The sequence below is a fragment of the Marichromatium sp. AB31 genome (assembly GCF_003718685.1).
In the GTDB taxonomy this organism is placed as follows: Bacteria; Pseudomonadota; Gammaproteobacteria; order Chromatiales; family Chromatiaceae; genus Marichromatium; species Marichromatium gracile.
Genome location: NZ_RHFI01000014.1, coordinates 22,986 through 45,224, shown reverse-complemented (window position 1 = coordinate 45,224; position 22,239 = coordinate 22,986). Strand labels below are relative to the sequence as shown.

General features: G+C 73.2%; 12 protein-coding genes. 9 read left to right on the top strand and 3 right to left on the bottom strand.

Translation table 11 applies throughout. From position 1 onward, the window contains the following. Positions 1-16: 16 nt before the first annotated feature. On the bottom strand, positions 17-1,234 hold the full coding sequence (locus EBL84_RS11435; protein WP_123140933.1) for a DUF1302 family protein: 1,218 nt from the start codon (positions 1,232-1,234) through the stop codon (positions 17-19). Positions 1,235-1,256: 22 nt separating this feature from the next. Further along, entirely contained in the window at positions 1,257-2,042 is a 786-nt protein-coding gene (locus tag EBL84_RS11430) for an outer membrane lipoprotein-sorting protein (protein WP_123140932.1), read from the bottom strand. 271 nt (positions 2,043-2,313) lie between these two features. On the opposite strand from EBL84_RS11430, the gene EBL84_RS11425 reads away from it, so the two are divergent. From EBL84_RS11425 to EBL84_RS11395, 7 genes are all read left to right on the top strand, one after another. Next, positions 2,314-7,788, top strand: coding sequence for a non-ribosomal peptide synthetase (locus EBL84_RS11425; RefSeq protein ID WP_123140931.1), 5,475 nt, complete (start codon positions 2,314-2,316; stop codon positions 7,786-7,788). Beyond that, positions 7,785-8,894, top strand: a complete 1,110-nt coding sequence (locus EBL84_RS11420; RefSeq protein ID WP_190287944.1) for a saccharopine dehydrogenase NADP-binding domain-containing protein — start codon at positions 7,785-7,787, stop codon at positions 8,892-8,894. Before EBL84_RS11425 ends, EBL84_RS11420 begins: the two co-directional genes overlap by 4 nt. Then, the gene (locus EBL84_RS11415) at positions 8,891-9,994 is read left to right on the top strand and encodes a trans-aconitate 2-methyltransferase (RefSeq protein ID WP_123140929.1); all 1,104 of its coding nucleotides are present in this window, start codon (positions 8,891-8,893) and stop codon (positions 9,992-9,994) included. The genes EBL84_RS11420 and EBL84_RS11415 overlap by 4 nt, the downstream gene beginning before the upstream one ends. Then, positions 9,991-12,075 carry a class I SAM-dependent methyltransferase gene (locus EBL84_RS11410; RefSeq protein ID WP_123140928.1) on the top strand — a complete coding sequence of 695 codons (2,085 nt, stop codon included), beginning with the start codon at positions 9,991-9,993 and terminating at the stop codon, positions 12,073-12,075. Before EBL84_RS11415 ends, EBL84_RS11410 begins: the two co-directional genes overlap by 4 nt. After that, a complete protein-coding gene (locus tag EBL84_RS11405; protein WP_123140927.1) occupies positions 12,072-13,166 on the top strand; it encodes a Gfo/Idh/MocA family oxidoreductase in 1,095 nt (364 codons plus the stop codon). Before EBL84_RS11410 ends, EBL84_RS11405 begins: the two co-directional genes overlap by 4 nt. Beyond that, the gene (locus EBL84_RS11400; protein WP_123140926.1) at positions 13,163-13,870 is read left to right on the top strand and encodes a VOC family protein; all 708 of its coding nucleotides are present in this window, start codon (positions 13,163-13,165) and stop codon (positions 13,868-13,870) included. The genes EBL84_RS11405 and EBL84_RS11400 overlap by 4 nt, the downstream gene beginning before the upstream one ends. Positions 13,871-14,008: 138 nt before the next feature. After that, positions 14,009-14,929, top strand: coding sequence for an AraC family transcriptional regulator (locus EBL84_RS11395; RefSeq protein ID WP_123140925.1), 921 nt, complete (start codon positions 14,009-14,011; stop codon positions 14,927-14,929). Here EBL84_RS11395 and EBL84_RS11390 read toward each other — a convergent pair. Next, positions 14,902-15,642 carry a 4'-phosphopantetheinyl transferase superfamily protein gene (locus EBL84_RS11390; protein ID WP_148040293.1) on the bottom strand — a complete coding sequence of 247 codons (741 nt, stop codon included), beginning with the start codon at positions 15,640-15,642 and terminating at the stop codon, positions 14,902-14,904. The two genes, EBL84_RS11395 and EBL84_RS11390, sit on opposite strands and share 28 nt — an antisense overlap. 209 nt (positions 15,643-15,851) lie before the next feature. Here EBL84_RS11390 and EBL84_RS17525 point away from each other — a divergent pair, with 209 nt between their 5' ends. Then, a complete protein-coding gene (locus EBL84_RS17525; RefSeq protein WP_123140923.1) occupies positions 15,852-18,830 on the top strand; it encodes a salicylate synthase in 2,979 nt (992 codons plus the stop codon). Beyond that, positions 18,827-22,237, top strand: coding sequence for a non-ribosomal peptide synthetase (locus tag EBL84_RS11380; protein ID WP_123140922.1), 3,411 nt, complete (start codon positions 18,827-18,829; stop codon positions 22,235-22,237). Before EBL84_RS17525 ends, EBL84_RS11380 begins: the two co-directional genes overlap by 4 nt. Positions 22,238-22,239 lie beyond the last annotated feature (2 nt).

Genomic DNA, 22,239 nt, shown 5'->3' with positions numbered 1-22,239 from the left:
CCCGTGGCGGCGCGGGTCAGAAGCTGTACTTGAGCTTGAGCCATAACTGATCGTTCTCCTTGTAGAAGGCGAAAGCCCCCTCCTCGCCGCCGAACAGGTCGAGCCCGAGACCGGCGTGGAAGCGATCGGTGACCGCGTAATCGAGGCTGAGGCGGTTGTAGTAGCCCTGCTCGTTGGGACGGACGAAGAGCAGGTTGCTGAATTCGAGGGTCTCGCGCAGCAGATCGGCGCTCAGCCCCAGGGTGAGCACCGGGGTATGGGCCTCGCTGGCCAGGCCCTGGCCATAGCCGGGGATCCAGGCGTCCGAGACCTGGGCGATCAGCGTCCAGTTGTTGCCCGGCGTCCAATCCAGCCCGAGCATCCAGTGGAGCAGGTCCTCGCGGCGCAGCGGGTCGCGCCAGTCGGCGGGCTCGAGGCGCTGCCCCTGGATGTAGACCGCCTCGCCACGGAACACGAAGCTCTGCCACGGACGGGCGAACTCCAGCCCCCAGAGGGTCAGACGATGGTGGCGCGGCACCAGGGTGAGGGCGCCGTCGGCGCCATACTCGCGATCGAGGCTCGGCAGGTCCTCCCAGGTGTGGAGGACGGAGACGGCGAGATCGAGCCCGGCGCCGTAGTAGGACCAGCGCGCGGCGAACACCCCCTCGTCGAGGGCGCTGCCGGGACGCTCGACGCCCGCGCGCGCCACCCCCTCGGGGACCGGGTCGGGCAGCGCCCAGACCTCGCTCGGCGCGCGCCCGGGGCGAAAGCGCGGCGACCAGATCAGCGTGATCTGGCTGGAGTCGTCGAGCCGGCGCAGCCGTAGCGCGTCGACCCCGAGCCGCACCTCGTCGAGCTCGCGGGTGAGCGACTCGGAGCTGTCCAGGGTCGAGACCCGGTCGACGATACGCAGCCCGTCGGCACGCCCCCAGATCACCACCTGGCGCCCGAGGCGCGCGTCCCAGCCGCGCCCGACCAGATCGAGATAGCCCTCGTCGAGCTCGATCCGGTTGCCCTCGAAGGCGAGATCACGCTCGGCGGTGATGCGCGCGAACAGCTGACGATCGCCCTCGCCGGCGTAGAGCCGCAGCCGCGCCCGGGCGCGCGAGCCCTGGGTGTCCTGAGGGGCGGCAAGCTGCAGCGCCTGATAGGTCTCGACGAAGCCGTCCCAGCTCAGGGTGTCGAGCAGCTCGCCCGAGGCCGCCGGCGACAGACAGCCACAGCACAGCAGGACGGCGATGAGACGGCGACACATCAACGGGGACGACACGGCGGGGTCAGCGCAGATGGCCGCGCTGGATCGCCGAGACCTCGAAGAGCGCGTCGCGCAGCCCGGTGTCGTGGGCGATCTCCTCGATGGTCATCAGCGTGCGGTGGTCCTGCTGGACGTTGTGCATCTCGGTGCGGAACTGCACCCAGAAGCCGTCCTGCTGGCGCGCCTCGAGCACCCGCAGCACCTTGAGCAGACCGCGGTGGTCGTAGAACTCGACCTTGATCGGCAGGTCGGCGTCCTTGCGCACCCACACCTGCTTGCGGGTATAGAACTCGTCGGCGGCCTTGGGCACCGACTCCACCACCCAGCAATCGTGCCCGTCGAGGCGTTCCTCACCGATCAGTTGATGGGTGTCCTCCTCGACGCTGCGGTCGCCCAGGTCGTCATAGGTGAAGTCCGAGCCCATGAAGGCGTCGTTGCGCGACTCGCCCATGATCCGCCGCACCCGCTTGAGCGCGGGCAGATAGAGCCAGCGATCGTCGTCGCGAGCGATGTCGTCGTACTCCCAGGTGAGGAAGGCGGTGCCCTTGACGTCGGGCGGCGACTGCAGCGCCATCACCTTGCGGGTGTCCGGCCCGTCGTCCTTGGACAGCACCAGCATCCGCCGCACCCGGGTGCTGCCGTTGCTGTTGATCAGCTCCATCACCATGGTCGAGCGGCGATCCTCACCGTCGGGACGCTGATCGACACGGGTCATGATCTCCTCGCCGGTGGGGGCGGCGAGGGTCGTGGCGGCGGTGAGCGCGAGCGCGCCGGCGAGCAGGCGGGATAACAGTTGGGCGCTGGGCATCGATGGGGTCCTCTGATCGGTTTCGGGGAGGCCCCCAGCCTATGAGTCGCCCCGCCCCGACGCTCCCCGCATAGGGTCGCACGCTGACCCGATCTGAAGTTTTCCCGTCCGCGCCACAGAGAATCCCGATTCGGGCAGAGGCCGTCCCGTTGCGGTGAGCGGCGTCCTGCAACGGGCCTTTAACCTCAAATAATAATGATTCTCGAATACATTCTTAAGTAGATCGCCGGCGCGTCCCCGGAGCCCGGATCACAGGAGCGGATTCACCACCATGCAAGCCACCGAGTTGATGACCGAACTGGAGACCCTCGGGGTCGCGCTCTGGGCCGAGGACGGCAAGCTGCGCTTTCGTGCCCCCAGCGGCGTGCTCACCGAGGAGCGCATGGCGCACCTGCGCGCGCACCGCGACGACCTCCTCGACCTGCTTGCCGAGCCGGCCACGGTCGAGGTCGACGCCGACCCGGCGCAGGCCCACGCGCCCTTCGGCCTGACCGATGTGCAGACGGCCTATCTGCTCGGCCGTCACGACTCCTTCGGTTACGGCGGCGTGGCCTGTCACGGCTATCTCGAGGTGCTCTACCCCAGGGTCGAGGACCCGGCGTGCTTCGAGACGGCCTGGAACCAACTGATCGCACGTCACCCGATGCTGCGTGCGGTGATCGCCCCCGAGGGCACCCAGCGGGTACTCGAGACCGTGGCGCACTACGCGCTCCGGGTCGACGACCTGCGCGCGCTCGACACCGCCGCGCGCAAGCACGCCCTCGCCGAGACCCGCGCCGCGCTCGATCACCGTCTCTACGAGACCACCCGCTGGCCGCTGTTCGAGCTGCGCCTGAGCCGCACCGAGGCCGGCGAGATCCTCCACGTCTCGCTCGACTCGCTGATCGCCGACTGGGCCAGCGCCGGCATCCTCTTCGACGAGCTCGACCGCATCCTCGCCGGCGAGGGCGAGGCGCTGCCCGCGCTCGAGATCGGCTTCCGCGACTATCTCGTCGCCGAGCGACGGATGCGCGAGAGCGCCCGCTACCAGCGCGACCGTCAGTACTGGATGGCGCGCGTCGACGCCCTGCCGCCGGCCCCCGAGCTGCCGCTCCGGCACGACAGCGGCGAGGGTCCGGCGCGCTTCGCCCGTCATCACGCCCGGCTCGATGCGACGACCTGGGAGAGACTGCGCGCCCGCGCCGCCGAACACGGCACCACCGCCACCATCCCGGTGCTCGCCGCCTACGCCGCCGTGCTCCAGCGCTGGAGCCGACACCAGGCCTTCTCCCTCAATCTCACCCTGCTCAACCGGCTGCCGCTGCACCCGCAGGTCGAGCGGCTGGTCGGCGACTTCACCTCGGTGAGCCTGCTCGAGATCGCACCGCTCGACGGACGCGCGTTCGACGACTGGGCCGCGGCGATCGGCGAGCGGCTGTTCGCCGATCTCGACCACCGGCTGTTCTCCGGCGTCGAGGTGCTGCGCGAGATCACCCGCCGACGCGGCCGCGAGGCGGCGCTGATGCCGGTGGTCTTCACCAGCGCCATCGGGCTCGGCCGGGGCGAGCCGCCGCGCAGCGGTCGGCGCACCCTGCGCGGGCTCACCCAGACCCCGCAGGTGCTGCTCGACTGCCAGGTGATGGACGATCACGACGGGCTGGAGATCAACTGGGACGTGCGCCAGGGCGTCTTCCCCGAGGGCATGGTCGAGGACATGTTCACCGCCTTCACCACCCTGCTGCGCGCGCTCGCCACCGAGCCGGCGCGCTGGCGCGACCAGGACCCGGTGGCGCTGCCCGAATGGCAGCGCCAGGAGCGCCGCGCGGCCAACGACACCGCCGCCGCGCTGCCCGAACGCCTGCTCCACCAGGCGGTGTTCGAGCGCGCCGCCGAGCACCCCGGGGCGAGGGCGCTGATCGACGCCCGCGGCACGCTCGACTACGCCACCCTGACGCGCGCCGCCGGCGCCGTCGCCGAGACGCTGCGCGCGGCCGGTTGTCGACCGGGCGAGCGGGTCGCGGTGGTGATGGAGAAGGGGCGAGAGCAGGTCGTCGCGGTGCTCGGCGCCCTGCTCGCCGGCGCCGTCTATGTGCCGATCGACATCACCCAGCCGGCGCTGCGCCGGGCGCGGATCATCGAGCGCGCCGGGGTCCGGGTGGTGCTCACCCAGTCCTGGCTCGCGCTCGACAGCGGTTGCACGGAGATCGCCGTCGACACCCTGACGCCCGCCGCCGAGGTGCCGGTGTGTCCCGCCGGCGACCCCGACGCGCTCGCCTACGTGATCCACACCTCCGGCTCGACCGGCGAGCCCAAGGGGGTGATGATCAGTCACCGCGCCGCCTGCAACACCATCGACGACATCAACCGCCGCTTCGGCGTCGACGCCGGGGCACGGGTGCTCGGGCTCGCCCAGCTCGGCTTCGATCTCTCGGTCTACGACCTCTTCGGCACCCTCGGACTCGGCGCCACCCTGGTGCTGCCCGACCCGGCGCGCGGCGCCGACCCCTCGCACTGGGCCGAGCTGATCGCCCGCCACGCGCTGACCCTGTGGAACTCGGTCCCGGCCCAGTTGCAGATGCTCGCCGGTTACCTGGAGAGCGAGCCGCGCGCCCTGCCCTCGCTGCGTCTGGCGCTGCTCTCCGGCGACTGGATCCCGATCACCCTGCCCGAGCAGCTCGCCCGGCTGCTGCCCGATCTGGCGCTGGTCTCGCTCGGCGGTGCCACCGAGGCGGCGATCTGGTCGAACTATCACCGCATCACCCGGGTCGACCCCGACTGGACCAGCATCCCCTACGGCCGACCACTGGCCAACCAGGGGCTGCGGGTGCTCGACGCCGAGCTGCGCGACGTCCCGGTGTGGACCCGGGGTGAGCTCTATCTCGGCGGCGCCGGGCTTGCCCAGGGCTATCTCGGCGATACCGAGCTGACCGCGGCGCGCTTCATCACCCACCCGCGCGACGGCCAGCGGCTCTATCGCACCGGCGACCTGGCCCGTTACCGCCCCGGCGGCGAGGTCGAGTTCCTCGGCCGCGAGGACGGTCAGGTGAAGCTGCGCGGTCATCGCATCGAACTCGGCGAGGTCGAGAGCGCGCTGCTCGCCCATCCCGACGTCGGCGCCGCCGCGGCGGTGATCAGCGACCCCGGCGCCGGCGAGCGCGCGCTGCTCGGCTTCGTCGAGTGCGCCACCGTCGAGCGTCCCCCCGAGGACGATCCCGAGCCGCTGCGCCGCGCCGTCGCCCGTTTCGCCGAGCGCCAGTGCGCCAACACCCCGCGACTCGACGAGGCCAGCGCCGAACTCGAGGCGGCGGCGCGTCAGTCGATGCTCGCCGCCCTCGCCGCCCGGGGGCTGTTCGCCGACACCGAGAGCTGGCACGCCTTCGACGAGATCCTCGAGCGCGCCGCCATCGCCCCGCGTCACCACTGGCTGACGCGCCGCTGGCTCGACCTGCTCGAACGCGGTGGCTGGCTCGAACGCGCTCAGGACGCCGAGCGCTACCGCCTCGCGCGCCCCTTCTGCGCCGCGGCCGCACCGGCGGCCTGGACACGACTGCGCGAACACCACGGCGCGGTCTTCTCATCGGCCTTCATCGACTATCACCTCGCCCATGTCGAGCGGCTCCAGGCGCTGCTCGAGGACCGCGCCGATCCCTTCGCCCTGCTCTTCCCCGAGGGGCGACAGGAGACCGCGCTGGCGATCTATCGCGACGACCTCGCCGCGTGCTACAACAACCAGGCCGCCGCCGCACTGATCAACCGCGTCGTCACCGGGCACGACGAGCGCCATCCGCTGCGCATCCTCGAACTCGGCGCCGGCACCGGCGCCACCACCGCCGAGGTGCTGGCGCTGCTCGAGGGCTACCCGGTCGACTATCTGTTCACCGACATCAGCCCCTTCTTCCTCGGCGAGGCCCGGCGGCGCTGGGGCGAGCGCGCGGGGATGCGCTTCGCCCGCTTCGACCTCGACGGCGATCTTCGCGCCCAGGGGCTGGCGCCCAACGGCGCCGACCTGATCCTCTGCGCCGGCATGCTCAACAGCGTCGCCGACCCCGAGCGCGCGCTCGATGCCATCGTCGAACTGCTCGCCCCGGGCGGCTGGCTGGTATTCACCGAGCCGACCGAGGAGCTGGCCCACGTGATGCTCACCCAGGGCTTCATGATGAGCCCGCGGGACGACGGCGCCGGTCGCTTCCTCTCCCGCGAGCGCTGGCGCGCGCTGATCGAGTCGCGCGGCGGCGCCCTCGCCGTGGAGCTGCCCGAGGCGGCCCACCCCCTCGCCTGCCGCGGCATGGCGGTGTTCGCCGCGCGCTTCAAGCGCGAGCGCCGCGCCCTCGACCTCGACGACCTCGCCGCCACCCTCGCCCAGCGACTGCCGGCGCCGATGCGCCCCGCGCACCTGCAGATCCTCGACCGTCTGCCGCTCAGCGCCACCGGCAAGATCGACCGCAAGCGCCTCGCCGGGCTGCGCCCGGCACCGCTGGCCGACGGCGACGAGCGCGCCGCGAGCGACGCGCGCGTGCCGGACCCGCTCGAGACCGAACTCTGCGCGATCTGGGCCGATGCCCTGGGGATCGAGCGGATCGCCCCCGAGGAGAACGTCTACGATCGCGGCGCCGACTCGCTGATCCTCGCCCGGGTCGCCGGACGGCTGCGCGAGGAGGTCGACGCCGCCGCGCCCTTCGCCTACGACACCCTGCTGCGTCAGATGCTCAACGAACCGACGGTGGCCGCGCTCGCCGCCGCGCTGCGCGCCAGCCCCGAGGCCGAGCCGGCGGCGGCGCCGGTGGCGCAGCCGGACCACGCGGCGGCGAGCGCCGAGAGCAACGCCCGACTGGTGTCCTTCGGCGGTGGTGATACGGGTCCGCTGCGGGTGATGTTCCACGCCGCGCTCGGCACCCTCGACTACTTCCAGCACCTCGGGCGCGGGCTCGCCGCCCAGCAGCTCGGGCCGGTGGTGGGCATCGCCGTCGCCGACGTCGAGCGCTATCTGGCCATCGACACCCCGGCGCTGATCGAGACCGTCGCCGCCGATTACGCCGCGCGGCTGCGCGCCACCGGCCACACCCGCTTCCAGCTCGTCGGCTACTGCCTCGGCGGGCTGCTCGCCACCGAGACCGCGCGACGGCTCTTCGAGCAGGGCCTGGAGGTGGTCGACCTCACCCTGGTCGACAGCATCCCGATGTTCATCGACACCGACGAGGAGCTGGCCTTCGAGGCGATCTTCGTCCCCAACCTCAACCTCGATCCGGTGGCGGCGGTGTTCGGCGAGCAGGTCGAGCCCGAGCAGCTCCATCGCGCCATCGCCCGGCTCACCGACAACCCCGAGCGCCGGGTCCCGGCCGGGGCGATGGCCGCGCTCTCCGGCGACCCCGGACTGGAGGCGGTGGCCGCGGCGGTGCGTGCCCGCGAGGCGATCGACCAGGAGACCCGGCTCGCCGGCTATGCCAGCGCCGCCGCCGCCCAGGCCGGGCTGCCGGTCGGCCCCGAGCTGGTCCCGGCGCTCTTCCGGGTGTGCCGCCACAGCATGCGCGCGGCGCGCTTCGACCCGCCGCCCTATGTCGGCGACATGACCTTCCTGCGCTGCCGCGAGCAGCAGTCGTTCGGCATCGCCGCCGGGGTCGGGCATCTCGCCGCGCCCTTCTGGCAGGAGGTCTGCCTCGGCGAGTTCCGGCTGATCGACGTCGCCGGCAACCACTTCAGCGTGATCGAGCCGCCGCACGTCGAGCAGGTGCTCACCCATCTCGGCGCCGCGCTCGGGGCGCAACAGTGAGGGTCGGACTGCTCGGCGCCAGCGGCGAACTCGGCGGCGTCGCCGCGCGCGTCCTGCTCGATGGCGGACTCGACACCCTGCGTCTCGGCGCACGCGACCGGCGCCGCGCCGAGACGCTGGCCGCCGAGCTGCGCCGACGGGCGCCGGGGGCGCGCATCGAGACCCGCGCGGTCGATCTCACCGAACCGGCCTCGGCGCTGGCCTTCGCCGCCGACTGCGGGGTGCTGGTCAACTGCGCCGGTCCGGCCCGCGACACCAGCCGCCATGCCGCGCTCGCCGCCATCGCCGCCGGGGTCGATCTGGTCGACGCCAGCGCCGAGCCGGGGATCGCCGCGCTGTTCGAGCGCGCCCCGGCGCGCACCGCGCTGCTCGGCGCCGGGCTCCAGCCGGGGTTGACCGGGCTGCTGCCACGCTGGCTGGCGGGGCGGGGGTTTGCGCGCGTCACCCGGTTGCGCAGCTATCTGCGGGTGTTCGACCGCTTCACCGCCACCGCCGCGACCGACTTCCTCCACACCACCGACGCCGGCTGCCTGCCGCTGGCGGCGTGGCGCTCGGGACCGCGCGGCGGCGCGCTGGCGCGGCGCAGCGCGGTCGAGCTGCCCTTCTTCGACGCCCCGGCGACGCTGCTGCCCTATCTCGATCAGGAGGCGATGGCGCTCGCCGGGGCGCTCGGGCTGGAGCACGGCGACTGGTTCAGCGTGGTCAGCGCGCCCCAGGTGCTCGACGCCTTCGACCGCGCCCCCGCGCTGGAGCCGGAGGCGGCACGCGCGGCGCTCGAACGCGCCAGCGCGCTCGACCTGCTCGGGCGTCGCCCGCGCATCCAGCTGCTGGTGGAACTCGCCGGACGCGACCCGGCGGGACGGGCGCTGACCCGCTGCGCCCTGGTCGACGGCGTCGGCAACGCGACCGTCAGCGGCACCCTGATCGCCCTCGCCACCGGGGCGCTGGTCGACGGCGCGCTCACCCCCGGCGCGGGCTTTGCCGCGCTCGCGCTCGACCCCGAGGCGATGCTCGCGGGGCTGCGCGCACAGCGCGCGATCGAGCCGCCGCAATGGCTCGACGGCGGGGTCGAAGACCTCGCCGTCACCGAGGAGGGCGCGCTGTGATCCTGTTGCCGAGTCAGCAACGGCTGATCGCCGCCATGCCCCGTCCCGCCGCGCCCGAGGCCCTGGCCGCGGCGCTGGCACGGCTCGAGGCGATCAGCCTCGCGGCGATCCTGCGGGTGCTGATCGAGCAGCGCGCGCTCGTCGCCGAGACCGGGCGCGATGCCGCCGCGGTCGCCGCCGCGCTCGGCGCCGCGCCGCGTCACGTCTGGCTGATCGGTCGCTGGCTCGCCGTGCTCGCCGCGCGCGGCCTGATCGTGCGCGACGGAGCGGGCTATCGCCGCGCCGCCGAGACAGCGCCCGAGGTCGCCACCGAGGCGCTCGACGCGGCCTATGCCGCGCTCGGCTTCCCGCCGGGGATGGCCGGGCTGCACCGGCTCGCGCTCGGCCATCTCGTCGACCTCGCCCGCGACCGCACCGGCCTGCCCGAGCTGGTGTTTCGCAACGGCGGCGATCTCGCCGACCTCGGCGCCTATCAGCGCAACCACTTCACCGCCGCGCTCAACGCCGTCTGCGCCGAGCTGGTGGCGCTGCGACCACGCCGGGTGGTCGAACTCGGTGCCGGGCTGGGACATACCACCGAGGCGGTGCGCGCGCGCCTCGGCGCACTGCCGCCGGATTATCTGTTCACCGACGTCTCGCGCCTGTTCACGCTGGCCGCGGAGCGCCGTCACGGCGTCGACACCGCGCTGCTCGACATCGACCGCGACCCGCGCGAGCAGGGCCGCGCGCCCGGCTCGGCGGCGCTGGTGCTGGCCACCAACGTGCTCCACAACGCCGTCGACGCGGTACGCGCCCTCACCCACATCCGCACCCTGCTCGCCCCGGGCGGCTGGCTGGTGTTCAGCGAGTCGGTCGACGACAGCGCGGCGACGCTCGGCGCCATGCAGTTCCTGCTCTCGCCCGCACCCGGCGCGCCGCGCCCCGGCAGCGGCGACGAGCGCGCGCGCGAGGGACGGGTGTTCCTCGACACCGCCGGCTGGCGCCGCGCGCTCGAAGGCGCCGGGCTGGCGATCCATTCCATCCTGCCCGAGGAGGACGACCCGCTGGCCCTGGCCGGTCAGCGGCTGTTCATCGCGCAGGCCCCCGAGGAGTCCGCATGATCCGCTCATCCACCCTGTTCGCGGCGCTCGAAGCCGCCGCCACCACGCCGCGCCTGATCGTCGACGGTTACGTCTGGAGCGGCGCCGCGCTGCTCGAACACGCCGAGCGGCTGGCCGCGCGGCTCGCCGCCGACGGACTCGGCGCCGGTCGGCGTCTCCACTGGCGTCCCGACGACCCGGCGCTGACCCTGCAGGCAGGGCTCGCCTGTCTGCAGCTCGGCGCCGAGCTGCGACTCGATCCCCAGGCGCCGCCGCCCCCGGACCCGGCCGATCTCGCCGGGATCGAGCCGCTGCAGACAGCGCCGCCGGACACCGCGATCGCGCACCCCGGCCCCTGGTTCGGCGCACCGCGCATGCTCGCGCTCCAGGAGACGCCCGCGGCGCTCGCCCTCACCGCCGCGCTCGCCTGCTGGCAGCAGGGCGGCTGCGTACTGTTGCTGCCGGCCGACTGCGCCCCGGCACTCGCGCTCGGACTGCTCGAGCGCGACCGGGTCGATCAGGCGCTGATCGCGCCGACCCGGCTCGACGCCCTGGCCGCCCACCCGGCCGCCGCGCTGGCCGATCTCGATGCCCTCGAACGGCTGTTCTGCCCGCTTCTCGACCCCGGCCAGCAAATGCCGTCACAGCAGCTCGGCGTCGACTGCATGTCACTGGTCGAGACCGGCGATGGCTGGACGATCGCCACCCCGACGGCGCGACTGGAGGCCGAGGCGCGCGCCCTGCCCGAGCTGGCCGAGGCGGTCGCACTCGAGCGCCCGGGGACGACACCGCGACTGGTCGCGGTCCCCGCCCCGGCGCGCACCGCCCTCCCGACCCTGCCCGAGGACCGGGCGATCGACATCGGCATGACCGCCGACGACCTCGATCACGCCGTCGCGCTCACCGAGCGGCTCGCCCGGATCGCCCTCGACTCGATGCTCAACGCACTCTGGCACGGCGGTCTGTTCACCGATTCCGAGACGACCCACGCCCCCGACGAGGTGCTGCGCCGGGCCGGGGTCGCCCCCGCCCATCGCGCCCTGGTCGGGCGCTGGCTCGAGGTGTTGCGCGCAGAAGGGCTGCTGGCCGCCGAGGCCACAGGCGCGCTGCGCTCGACCCGCCCGTCGAGCGCCTACGACGATGCGGCGCTCGCCACCGCCTGGACGGCGATCGAGGAGGCGTGGCGCGACTGTCTCGGCAGCGCCGAGACCATCGTCTACGCCCGCGACAACGCCGCGCGCCTGCCGGCGCTGCTGCGCGACGAGCACCGGGCGGTGCACCTGCTCTTCCCCGAGGGGCGCACCGAGCGCGCCGCCGCGCTCTATCGCGAGTCGGTCGTCGGTCGCTACCAGCACCGCGCCATGGCCGAGCTGGCAGCGTGCATCGCCGCCGCGCACCCGCGCGGGCGGGCGCTGCGGGTGCTCGAGGTCGGCGCCGGCACCGGCGCGACCACGGAGCAGGTGTTGCCGGCGCTCGCCGGGTACGCGGTCGACTATCGCTTCACCGACGTCTCCGCCTTCTTCCTCGATCGTGCCGCCCCCCTGCTCTCGCCCTATCCCTGGGTGCGGCGCGGCCTGCACGACATCGACCGCGACCCCGCCGAGCAGGGGCTGGCCGCGGCGCGCTTCGACCTGATCCTCGCCGGCGGGGTGCTCAACGCCGCGCGCGACACCGACGCCTCGGTGCGCTGGCTCGGCGAGCTGCTGGCCCCCGGCGGCTGGCTGCTGCTCTCCGAGCCGACCCGCGAGGAGTATTGGGTGATGGCCTCGCAGGCGCTGATGCTCAGCGAGGCGAGCGACGCGCGCGCCGACGCCCGCGCCACCTTCCTCGATCTGGCGCAGTGGCGCGCGGTGCTCGACGGCGCCGGTCTCGAGCGGGTGCGCGAGCTGCCCGGTCCCGATCACCCGCTCGATCGGCTCGGTCATCGGGTGTTCGCCACCCGCCGGCCAGCGGCACCAGCGAGCGCCGCGACCCTGGCCGCACGACTCTCCGCGCCCTGCGATCTGACGCTGGTCGCACACCTGCCGCGCACGCCCTCGGGCGCGATCGACCGCGCGCGGTTGGCGCGAGAGACCGCGATCGAGACGGAGGCCCACGCATGAGCACCAGCCACCCCGTCAAGGTCGTGGTCGCCGGCACCGGCTTCGGTCGTGTCTATCTCGATGCGGTGCGCTCGGCGCCCGAGCGCTACACCCTCGCCGGCATCCTCGCCCGCGGCAGCGACTACTCGCGGGCGCTCGCCGGCGAGCTCGGCGTGCCCTGCTACACCGATCCCGAGCAGATCCCCGGGGATGTCGCCATCGTCTGCGTGGTGGTGCCCTCGGGGGCGACCGGCGGGCCGGGCGCGGAGATCGCCCAGCGGCTGCTCGCCCGTGGCGTGCACGTCCTCCAGGAGCACCCGGTGCACGCCACCGAGATCACCGCCTGCCTGCGCGCCGCGCGCGCCGGCAACGCCGCCTATGCGGTCAACACCCTCTACCCCAACCTCGCGCCGGTGCGGCAGTTCATCGACACCGCCGCGCGGCTGCGCGCCCAGCAGCGCATCCTCTGTGTCGACGCCGCCTGCAACAGCCAGGTCAGCTACCCCTTGCTCGACCTCATCGGTCACGCCCTCGGCGGGCTGCGACCCTGGTCGTTCACCGACTGCCCGCCGCCGCCCGGTCAGCCGTTCCGACAGCTCTATGCCGAACTCGCCGGGGTGCCGGTGACGCTGCGCGTGCACAATCAGGTCCACCCCGAGGACCCGGACAACCACGGGTTGCTGATGCACCGGGTGTCGCTGTTCTGCGAGGGCGGCGTGCTCACCCTCGCCGACACCCACGGCCCGGTGCTGTGGAACGCGCGGCTGCACGCGCCGCGCGATGCCAGCGGTCGGCTGCGCCTTGCCGGTCCCGGCACCAAACGGCTCGACACCCCGAGCACCAGCCTGATCGACGGTCTGCCGACGCCGACCTTCCACCACATCTTCGCCCACACCTGGCCCGATGCCGTGGTGCATGCGCTCGATGCGCTGCGCGCCGACATCGCCGAGCCGGGCGGTCGCGCGCGTGCCGGACGCTGGGCGCTCGACGTCTCGCTCGCCTGGCGCGAGCTTGCCACGCGGATCGGCGTCCCCGAGCTGATCCGCCCCGATCCACCCCGCCCCGTGGCGCTGGAGACGCTGCTGGGCGAGCCTTGCGAGGAGCCGCGATGAAGACCCGTTGCAGTCATGTCCTGGTGCGGGTGAACGACCTGCACCGCGCCGTCGACGACTACCGTCGGCTCGGTTTCCAGGTCGACTACGCCACCCCGCGCGAGCGCGCGCAGCACGCCCATGTCTGGTTCAGCGACGGCCCGGTGATCGAGTTGCTCACCACCCCGGCCAACGCCCGCTGGTTCAAGTGGCCGATCGACCTGATCGCCGGGCGTGGCGCGGGACGGCGGATGATCGGCTGGAGCGCGCGCGGCGAGGGCTTCTGCGACCTCGCCGTGGTCACCGACTCGGGGCTGTTCGACGCCACCCGCAAGACCCTGTGCGCCGCCGGCATCCCGATCGGTCGCGCGGTACGCTGGCGCCGACGTCGCGCCGACGGAAGCGAGACCCGCTTCAGCTTCGCCTATCCGCGCGACCCGGCGCTGCCCTTCATGGTCAGCCCCTACCAGCCACGTCAGCACCCGGCGACGATCCGTCATGCCAACGGCGCCAGCCGTCTCAGTCGGGTACGGCTGGGCGCGCCCGTCGAGCGTCATGCCGAGATCCGCCGCATCATCGGCGATGATCCGACCATCGTGCTCGAGGATGCGCCGAGCAGCGGGGTCAGGACGATCGAACTCACCGGCCTGACCGAAACGCTCGACCCCGCGCTGCTGCACGGCGCGACAATCCGGGCGGCATCGGCCGAACAGGATTGCAAATAAGATTAATTCTTGTTTACGATACTCCCCCATCCCCAACAGGGTCGTGCCCGCGCCGTCCACCGCGATCGCGTGGGCGCTGCCCGTGTCGGCGACCCCATCACGACCGACGCCAGCGGTCATTGCGTTCAGGAGGGAGGAATGTCTTGTCTACAGGAATCATCGTCCGCGGCGGGGCACCGTCTGCCCAGACCCGCACCGCGGGTCCACGAGGCCCTGCCGGGCGTCCAGGGCTGGTCGATCGAGGTCTGTCCGGGGATGACCGCCGCGCTCTACAGCGGTAACGGACAGCGCGAGACCCAGGCGGTGGTGGTCAACACCAGCCACCAGGTGCACTTCACCTGTCTGTTGCGCGAGGCCTCGCAGGCGCGGGTGCGCGATCGGGTGTTCTGCCCCAAGGTCGGCGAGGGCTGCATCGGCTACGCCCCGGACGAACGCTTCGCGGTACGTTACGGCGCCCAGTACCAGCAGATCGATCTGGCGCTCAGCCCCGAGCTGCTCGGCGAACTCGTCGGCGAGGACTTCGGCCAGGTCAGCGAGGCGATCGCGCAGGGCTTCCTGATGCGCGCCAGCCGTCCCGGCAACCGCACCATCGCCGCCGCCACCCGCCTCGCCCAGCGTATCCAGCAACCCGAGCCGCTGCTGCTGCACGCCGCCGCGCTCGAGTATCTCGGCTGGCTGCTGCACGGGCTCACCCCCGACGAACGCGATCCGCGCACCCCGCTGCGCGAGCGCCGTTGTCTGCTCGCCGCGCGCGAGCGTCTGCTCAGCAACCTCAGCGAACCGCCGACCATCGCCGAGCTGGCCCAGGACACCGGGCTCAACCAGCTCAAGCTCAAGCAGGGCTTCAAGGCGCTGTTCGGCACCAGCATCTACGCCCTCTTCCAGCAACATCGCATGGACCGTGCCCGCCAACTGCTGCGCCAGCACAGCGTCACCGAGACCGCACTGATGCTCGGCTACAGCAACATCAGCCACTTCAGCGCCGCCTTCCGCAAGCAGTTCGGGGTGCTGCCGAGCGAGACCCGCAAGCACTATCTCGGCAACGCCGGCGCCGACTGAGCCGCGTCCCAGTTCAGTTGCCACCAATCCACCTGCGTCCAGGGACGCGCGCAGGCCAGCGCCAGATGCACGCCGCTGTCGAGACACCGGTGGCGCGCCTGCCAGCAACGCCCGCGCCAGCGACAGCGATAGCGCCCGTCGCCCTCGGGGCGAAGCGCCAGTGCGGCGAACTCGATCCCGAGCCCGAGACCGACGCCCTTGGCGATCGCCTCCTTCAGCGTCCAGGCGGTGTAGAAGCCCTGCTCGGCCGACACCGGCGCCGGCACCAGCCGATCCTCCGGGTGGCCGATGGTGATCCCCGCGATACCGCCGCGGCGCACCGCCGGTTGCTCCAGATCGACCCCGACCGCCCCACTTGGGTCGCAGGCGAGCGCCACCCAGTCGCCGGCGTGCGACAGGTTGAAGGCGAGCGCGCCGCTCGCCAGCGCGGGCTTGCCGTGGGCCTCGCACACCAGCGCCAACGCCCCGGGTGACTCACCGAGCAGCGCCGCCAGCACCCGCCGCTTGAGCGCGTGCGCGCTCGCGCAACGCAGCCGGTCGGCGGGCCGGCGATAGCGCGCGCAACGCGCCCGCTCCGCCGCCGACAGCCAGGGCGCGAGCGCCTCGCCGCTCGGCGCCAGGGGCGCCATCACCACCAGGGGCCGATCCAGCCCGCCGGCCAGCACCGACTCGACCCCGGACCAGGGGCACTCGCGCCAGTCACCATCCAACACTCACGTCATCCTCCATCCGACATCGCGCCTGGAGCGCCGATCCGATCTCCGCCGGGAAGAATCCCGATCGGGGTTCACGGCTGCCGATCCGGGGAGTCGGCCACCGATATAGCAAATGATAATTGATATCAAATAAGCCTTCAGCCATCCGTCCCTGCACGGTGCAGATGGCGCATCGTTCTCTCGCCCGACAACCCCGGAGACCCTCCATGGACCACACCCTCGCGTTCTGGCCGCCCGAGACGGCGCAAAGCTATCGGGACAAAGGCTACTGGGAACCGCTGCCCCTGGGCGAGCAACTGCGCCGCTGGGCCGTGACCCAGGGCGAGCGCACCGCGCTGATCGCCGGCGACGCGCGCCTGAGCTACGCCGCGCTCGACGCCCGTGTCGACCGTCTCGCCGCGGCGCTGCACGGGCGCGGCATCGCGCTCGGCGACCGGGTGCTGGTACAGCTGCCCAACGACCTGCCGCTGGTGCTCACCACCCTGGCGCTGCTGCGCCTCGGCGCGGTGCCGATCATGGTGATGACCGCGCTGCGCGAGCGCGAGCTGGCCGCGCTCGGCGCGCTGGCCGAGCCGGTCGCCTGCGTCGTCCCGGACCGCTTCCACGGCTTCGATCATCGCGCCCTGGCCGAGCGCATCCAGGCCGGGCTGCCGAGCCTGCAGGAGATCGTCGTGGTCGGCGAGGCCGGGCCGCACACCGCCTTCGCCGCGCTCGACGCCGAGCCCCTCGACCTGCCCCGGCCCGACCCCGAGTCGATCGCGCTGCTGCTGCTCTCCGGCGGCACCACCGACGTGCCCAAGCTGATCCCGCGCACCCATGTCGACTACGCCTACAACGCCCGGCGCGCCGCCGAGATCAGCGGGCTCGACGCCGACAGCGTCTATCTCGCCGCGCTGCCGGTGGCCCACAACTTCCCGCTCGCCAGCCCCGGCATCCTCGGCACCTTCTGCGCCGGCGGCCGGGTGGTGCTCGCCCGCACCCCGGGCTTCGACGAGACCTTCCCGCTGATCGCCCGCGAGCGCGTCACCCACACCGCGCTGGTCCCGGCGCTGGTGCCGCTGTGGCTGCAGGCGCGCGAGTGGGACGACACCGACCTGTCGAGCCTCCAGGTGCTCCAGGTCGGCGGCGCCCGACTCGAGCCCGAGACCGCCGCGCGCATCCGCCCCGAACTCGGCTGCACGCTGCAACAGGTCTTCGGCATGGCCGAGGGGCTGCTCTGCTTCACCGGGCTCGACGATCCCGACAGCATCGTGCTGCACACCCAGGGGCGACCGATGTGCGCCGACGACGATGTCCGCATCGTCGACGCGAATGGTCACGAGGTCGCCCCCGGCGAGGCCGGCGAGCTGCTGGTGCGCGGCCCCTATACCATCCGTGGCTACTATCGCGCCGAGGCCCACAACCGCATCGCCTTCACCAGCGATGGCTATTACCGCTCCGGCGACAAGGTGCGACGCACCGCCGAGGGCGCGCTCGTCGTCGAGGGACGGATCAAGGACCAGATCAACCGCGCCGGGGAGAAGATCGCCGCCGCCGAGATCGAGGCCCTGCTCGTCGAGCACCCGGCGATCCGCGAGGCGGCGCTGGTGGCGCTGCCCGATCCACGACTCGGCGAGAGCGCCTGCGCCTGCGTGCTCGGCGACGACCCGACACTCGATCTCGCCGCGCTCCACCGCTTTCTCGCCGCGCGCGATCTGCCCCGTCACAAGTGGCCCGACCGTCTGGAGCACCTCGACGGCTGGCCGCTGACGGCGATCGGCAAGATCGACAAACAGGCGCTGCGCACGCGCTTGCAACCGGCGACCGAGCGCCCCGCGCCGCGCGCCTATCTCGAGCACCGGCTGCGCATCGTCGGCGACCCGCTGCAACTGGCCACGCGTCTCGCCCAGGCCGGGCTCGACGACACCCTGACGCTCTACGAGCGCGACGGCGAGTGGTCGCTGGGCATCGGCGTCGCCGCACGCCTCGACCTCAACCTCGAACGGGTGCGTATCCGCTACGACGAGGAGACGCGGAGCTGGCCGCTCGAGGACTTCCCCAGCGCGGTCGAGGCGGCGCTCGCGGCACTGCCCTTCAGCGGCTGGCGCGCCTACGGCATGGCCCGCTTCGAGCTTGCGCGACGCTTCCACGGCCTGCCCGACGCGGACACCCGCACCGAGCTGCTGCAACTGGTGGTGCCCGCGCGCGAGATCCGGCTGCGCGAGGGCGAGGCCTTGCTGCGCGGGCTCTCGCAGCAGGACCTCGACGCCCTCGCCGAGACCCTCGGACGGCTCGACAGCGACCGACCCGAGACCCCCGACCTGCCGGTGCGCGCGGTCCAGGCCCCGGTCGCCCACGAGCACGGCGAGGCCTATCAGCAGATGGTCGCCGCGGCGGTGGCCGAGATCCAGGACGGCCAGTACCAGAAGGTGATCCTGTCGCGCCGGGTCGGCATCCCCGAGCCGATCGACCCGATCACCAGCTATCTCGCCGGGCGACGCAACAACACCCCGGCGCGCTCCTTCCTGTTGCTGTGGCCGGGCTTCCGCGCCGCCGGATTCAGCCCGGAGACGGTGCTCGAGGTCTCGGCCGAGGGCTGGGTGAGCACCCAGCCGCTGGCCGGTACCCGCGCGCTCGGCGAGACCCCGGAGGAGGAGTCGGCGCTGCGCGCCGAGCTGCTCACCGATCTCAAGGAGGTCGCCGAGCACGCCATCTCGGTCAAGCTCTCGTTCGAGGAGCTGGAGGCGGTCTGCGACCCGCGGACCATCCAGGTCTCGGAGCTGATGTCGGTGGCGCGACGCGGCTCGGTACAGCACCTCGGCTCGCGCGCCGGCGGTCGGCTCGCCCCCGGCGCCAACCCCTGGCACGCCTTCCAGTCGCTGTTCCCGGCGGTCACCGCCTCGGGCATCCCCAAGCGCGAGGCGATCGACGCCATCGGCCGTCACGAGACACAGCCACGCGGGCTCTACAGCGGCTCGGTGCTCACCGTCGACAGCGACGGCACCCTCGACGCGGCGCTGGTGCTGCGCGCCTTCTACGAGCAGGACGGCCGGCAGTGGTTGCAGGCCGGTGCCGGGCTGATCGCACTCTCCACCCCGCAGCGCGAGCTGCAGGAGACCCGCGAGAAGCTCGCCGGGGTCTGCGCCACCCTGTTCGCCCCGGCGCTGGCCGCCAACGACCAGCCCGAGGAGGCCCGCGCGTCATGAGTACCTGCGCCGCCATCGCCCCCGAGACGGTGCGCGAGCAGGTCTGCGCGCTGCTGCCGCTGCCCGCCGCCGAGGTCGCCGCCGAGGACAACCTGATCGCGCTCGGGCTCGACTCGCTGCACGTGATGCGGCTGGTCAGCCAGTGGCGTCGCGCCGGCGCCGAGATCGGCTTCGCCGAGCTGATCGAGCGCCCCACGCTCGCCGCCTGGCAGGGGCTGCTCGGCGCCGCGTCGGCGCCGACAGCGCCGGCGCCGACAGCGCCCCGGCACGACCCCGCCGCGCCCTTCGCGCTGACCGACGTCCAGCACGCCTACTGGATCGGTCGGCAGGACGGCCAGCCGCTCGGCGGGGTCGGCTGTCACGCCTATCTCGAACTCGATGGCGACGCGCTCGACCCGGCGCGGCTCGACGCCGCCTGGCGCGCCCTGCTCGCCCATCACCCGATGCTGCGCGCGCGCTTCGACGACCAGGGACGCCAGCGGATCGCGGCGCAGAGCGGCTGCGCGCCGCTCGCCGTCCACGACCTGCGCACGCTCGACCCGGCGAGCCGCGCGCAACGCCTGGAGACGATCCGCGAGGCGCTCTCGCACCGCCGTCTCGCCGTCGAGCGCGGCGAGGTCGCGGGGCTTGCGCTGAGCCTGTTGCCCGAGGGTCGCGGTCGGGTCCATCTCGACCTCGACCTGCTGGTGGCCGATGTCGAGAGCCTGCGCATCCTGCTGCGCGATCTGGCCAGGCTCTACGCCGCGGACGCGCCCCCGGCGGCGCCCGCCGGGTGGAGCTTCGCGGACTATCTGGCGGCGGTCGAGACGCGCGCCGCGCCGCGCCGTGAGGCCGATCGCGACTACTGGCGGGCACGCGCCGCGACCCTCCCCGCCGGTCCGCAACTCCCGCTGCGCCAGGCCCCGGAGACGATCGACCGACCCCGCTTCCGCCGCCGTCGGCACTGGCTCGATGTCGCCGACTGGCGACGCCTCGGCGAGCGCGCCCAGGCCCGCGGTCTGACCCCGGCGCTGGTGCTCGCCACCGCCTATGCCGAGGTGCTCGCACGCTGGAGCGCCGAGCCCAGGCTCTCGCTCAACCTGCCGCTGTTCGACCGCCACGACGACCTCCCCGGCGCGGCCGAGGCGGTGGCCGACTTCACCAGCCTGCTGCTGCTCGAGGTCGACTGCGCCACGCCGCGCGACTTCGCCGCGCGCGCCGCGACGGTCCAGCGCCAGTTCCATGCCGACATGGCCCACGCCGGCTATTGCGGCGTGCGGGTGCAGCGCGACCTCGCCCACCTGCGTGGCGGCGACGGTTTCGCCGCCCCGGTGGTGTTCGCCTGCAACCTCGGCGCGCCGCTGCTCGACGACGACACCCGCGCGACCCTCGGCGCGTTCGAGTACATGATCTCGCAGACCCCGCAGGTGTGGCTCGACCATCAGGTCTACGAACAGGACGGCGCCCTGCTGCTCGCCTGGGACGCGGTCGAGGCGCTGTTCCCCGAGGGCATGATCGACGCCATGTTCGCGGCCTACACCGAGCTGCTCACGCGTCTGGCGCGCAGCGAACGGGCCTGGTCCGAGCCGGCGATGCTGCCGCTCCCCGAGGCGCAGCGTCGGGTCCGCAGCGAGGTCAACGCCACCGCGCTGGCGCTCGCCCCGCGTCTGCTCCACGCCGGGCTCTTCGCCACCGCGCGGCGCGAGCCCGGGCGCCCGGCGCTGTTCGACGGCGAGCGGGTGATCGACCACGGCGAACTCGCCGCCGCGGCGCTGCGCATCGCCGGCTGGCTGCGCGCCGCCGGACTCGCCCCGGGCGAGGCGGTGGCCGTGTCGCTGCCGCGCGGCGCGACCCAGGTCGCGGCGGTGTTCGGGGTGCTCGCCGCCGGGGGGTGCTATGTCCCGATCGGGGTCGAGCAGCCGTCGGCGCGACGCGCGCGCATCCTCGAGCGCGCCGGGGTCGGGCTGGTGCTCGATGCCGAGACGATCGCGCAGGCCCAAGCCCACGCGCCGTTGCCCGCGCCGATCGCGGTGGCGCCGAGCAGCCCGGCCTATGTGATCTTCACCTCCGGCTCGACCGGCGAGCCCAAGGGGGTGGAGGTCACCCATCTGGCCGCGGCCAACACCATCGATGCGATCAACCAGCGCTACGGCGTCGGGCCGGAGGATCGGGTGCTGGCGGTCTCGGCGCTCGACTTCGATCTCTCGGTCTATGACCTCTTCGGCCCCTCGCAGGTCGGCGGCGCGCTGGTCTGCGTGCCGGAGACGGCGCGGCGCGATGCCGCCGTCTGGCGCGCGCTGATCGCGCGCCACCGGGTGACGCTGTGGAACTCGGTGCCGGTGCTGCTGGAGATGCTGTTGAGCCTCGCCGGGACGGACGAGCACCCGCTCGGGCTGCGCCTGGCGCTGGTCTCGGGCGACTGGATCGCCCGCGACCTGCCGGCGCGGCTCGACGCCGCCACCGACGGCGGTTGCCGCATGGTGGCGATGGGCGGGGCGACGGAGGCGGCGATCTGGTCGAACGCCTTCGAGCCCGCACCCGAGCCGCTCCCGGGCTGGAACTCGATCCCCTATGGCCGACCGCTGCCCAATCAGTGCTATCGCGTGGTCGACGCCCAGGGACGCGACTGCCCCGACTGGGTCCCCGGCGAGCTGTGGATCGGCGGGGCGGGACTGGCCAGCGGCTATCGCGGCGATGCCGAGCGCACCGCCGAGCGCTTCGTCACCCGCGCCGGGGCGCGCTGGTATCGCACCGGCGACATCGGCCGCTATCACCCCGACGGGCTCCTGGAGTTCCTCGGTCGCGCCGATCAGCAGGTCAAGGTGCGCGGGCACCGTATCGAGCTCGGTGAGATCGAGACCGCGCTCACCGCCGCGCCCGACGTCACCGAGGCCTGCGCCCTCACCCTCGGGCAGCCGCCCCGTCTCGGCGCGGCGGTGGTGCTCGCCCCCGGCGTGCAGTCCGAGCAGGCGCTCGCGGCACTGCGCGAGACCCTCGTCCAGCGCCTGCCCGAGTACATGATCCCGACCTCGATCCTGCCGCTCGAACGGCTCGATCTCAGCGCCAACGGCAAGGTCGATCGCCGCGCGCTCGCCGCCCGGCTCGACGTGCTCGACGCCGCAGGCGTGCGCACCCCGCCCCAGGGGCCGCTCGAACAGGCCCTCGCCGCGATCTGGGCCGAGGTCCTCGGGCGCGCCGACATCCACCGCGAGGACGACTTCTTCCTCCTCGGCGGCGACAGCCTCGGCGCCACCCGCACCGTCGAGCGGCTCAGGCGCGAGGGCGTCACCCACACCCTGGTGCCGCTGCGGCTGCTGTTCGGCGCCTCCACCCTGGCGGCGTTCGCCGAGCGGATCGCCGAGTTCGGCACCGTCTCGCCCGGCGACCCGGGGACGGAGCAGACGGTCTTCGAGGAGGGCGCGCTGTGAGA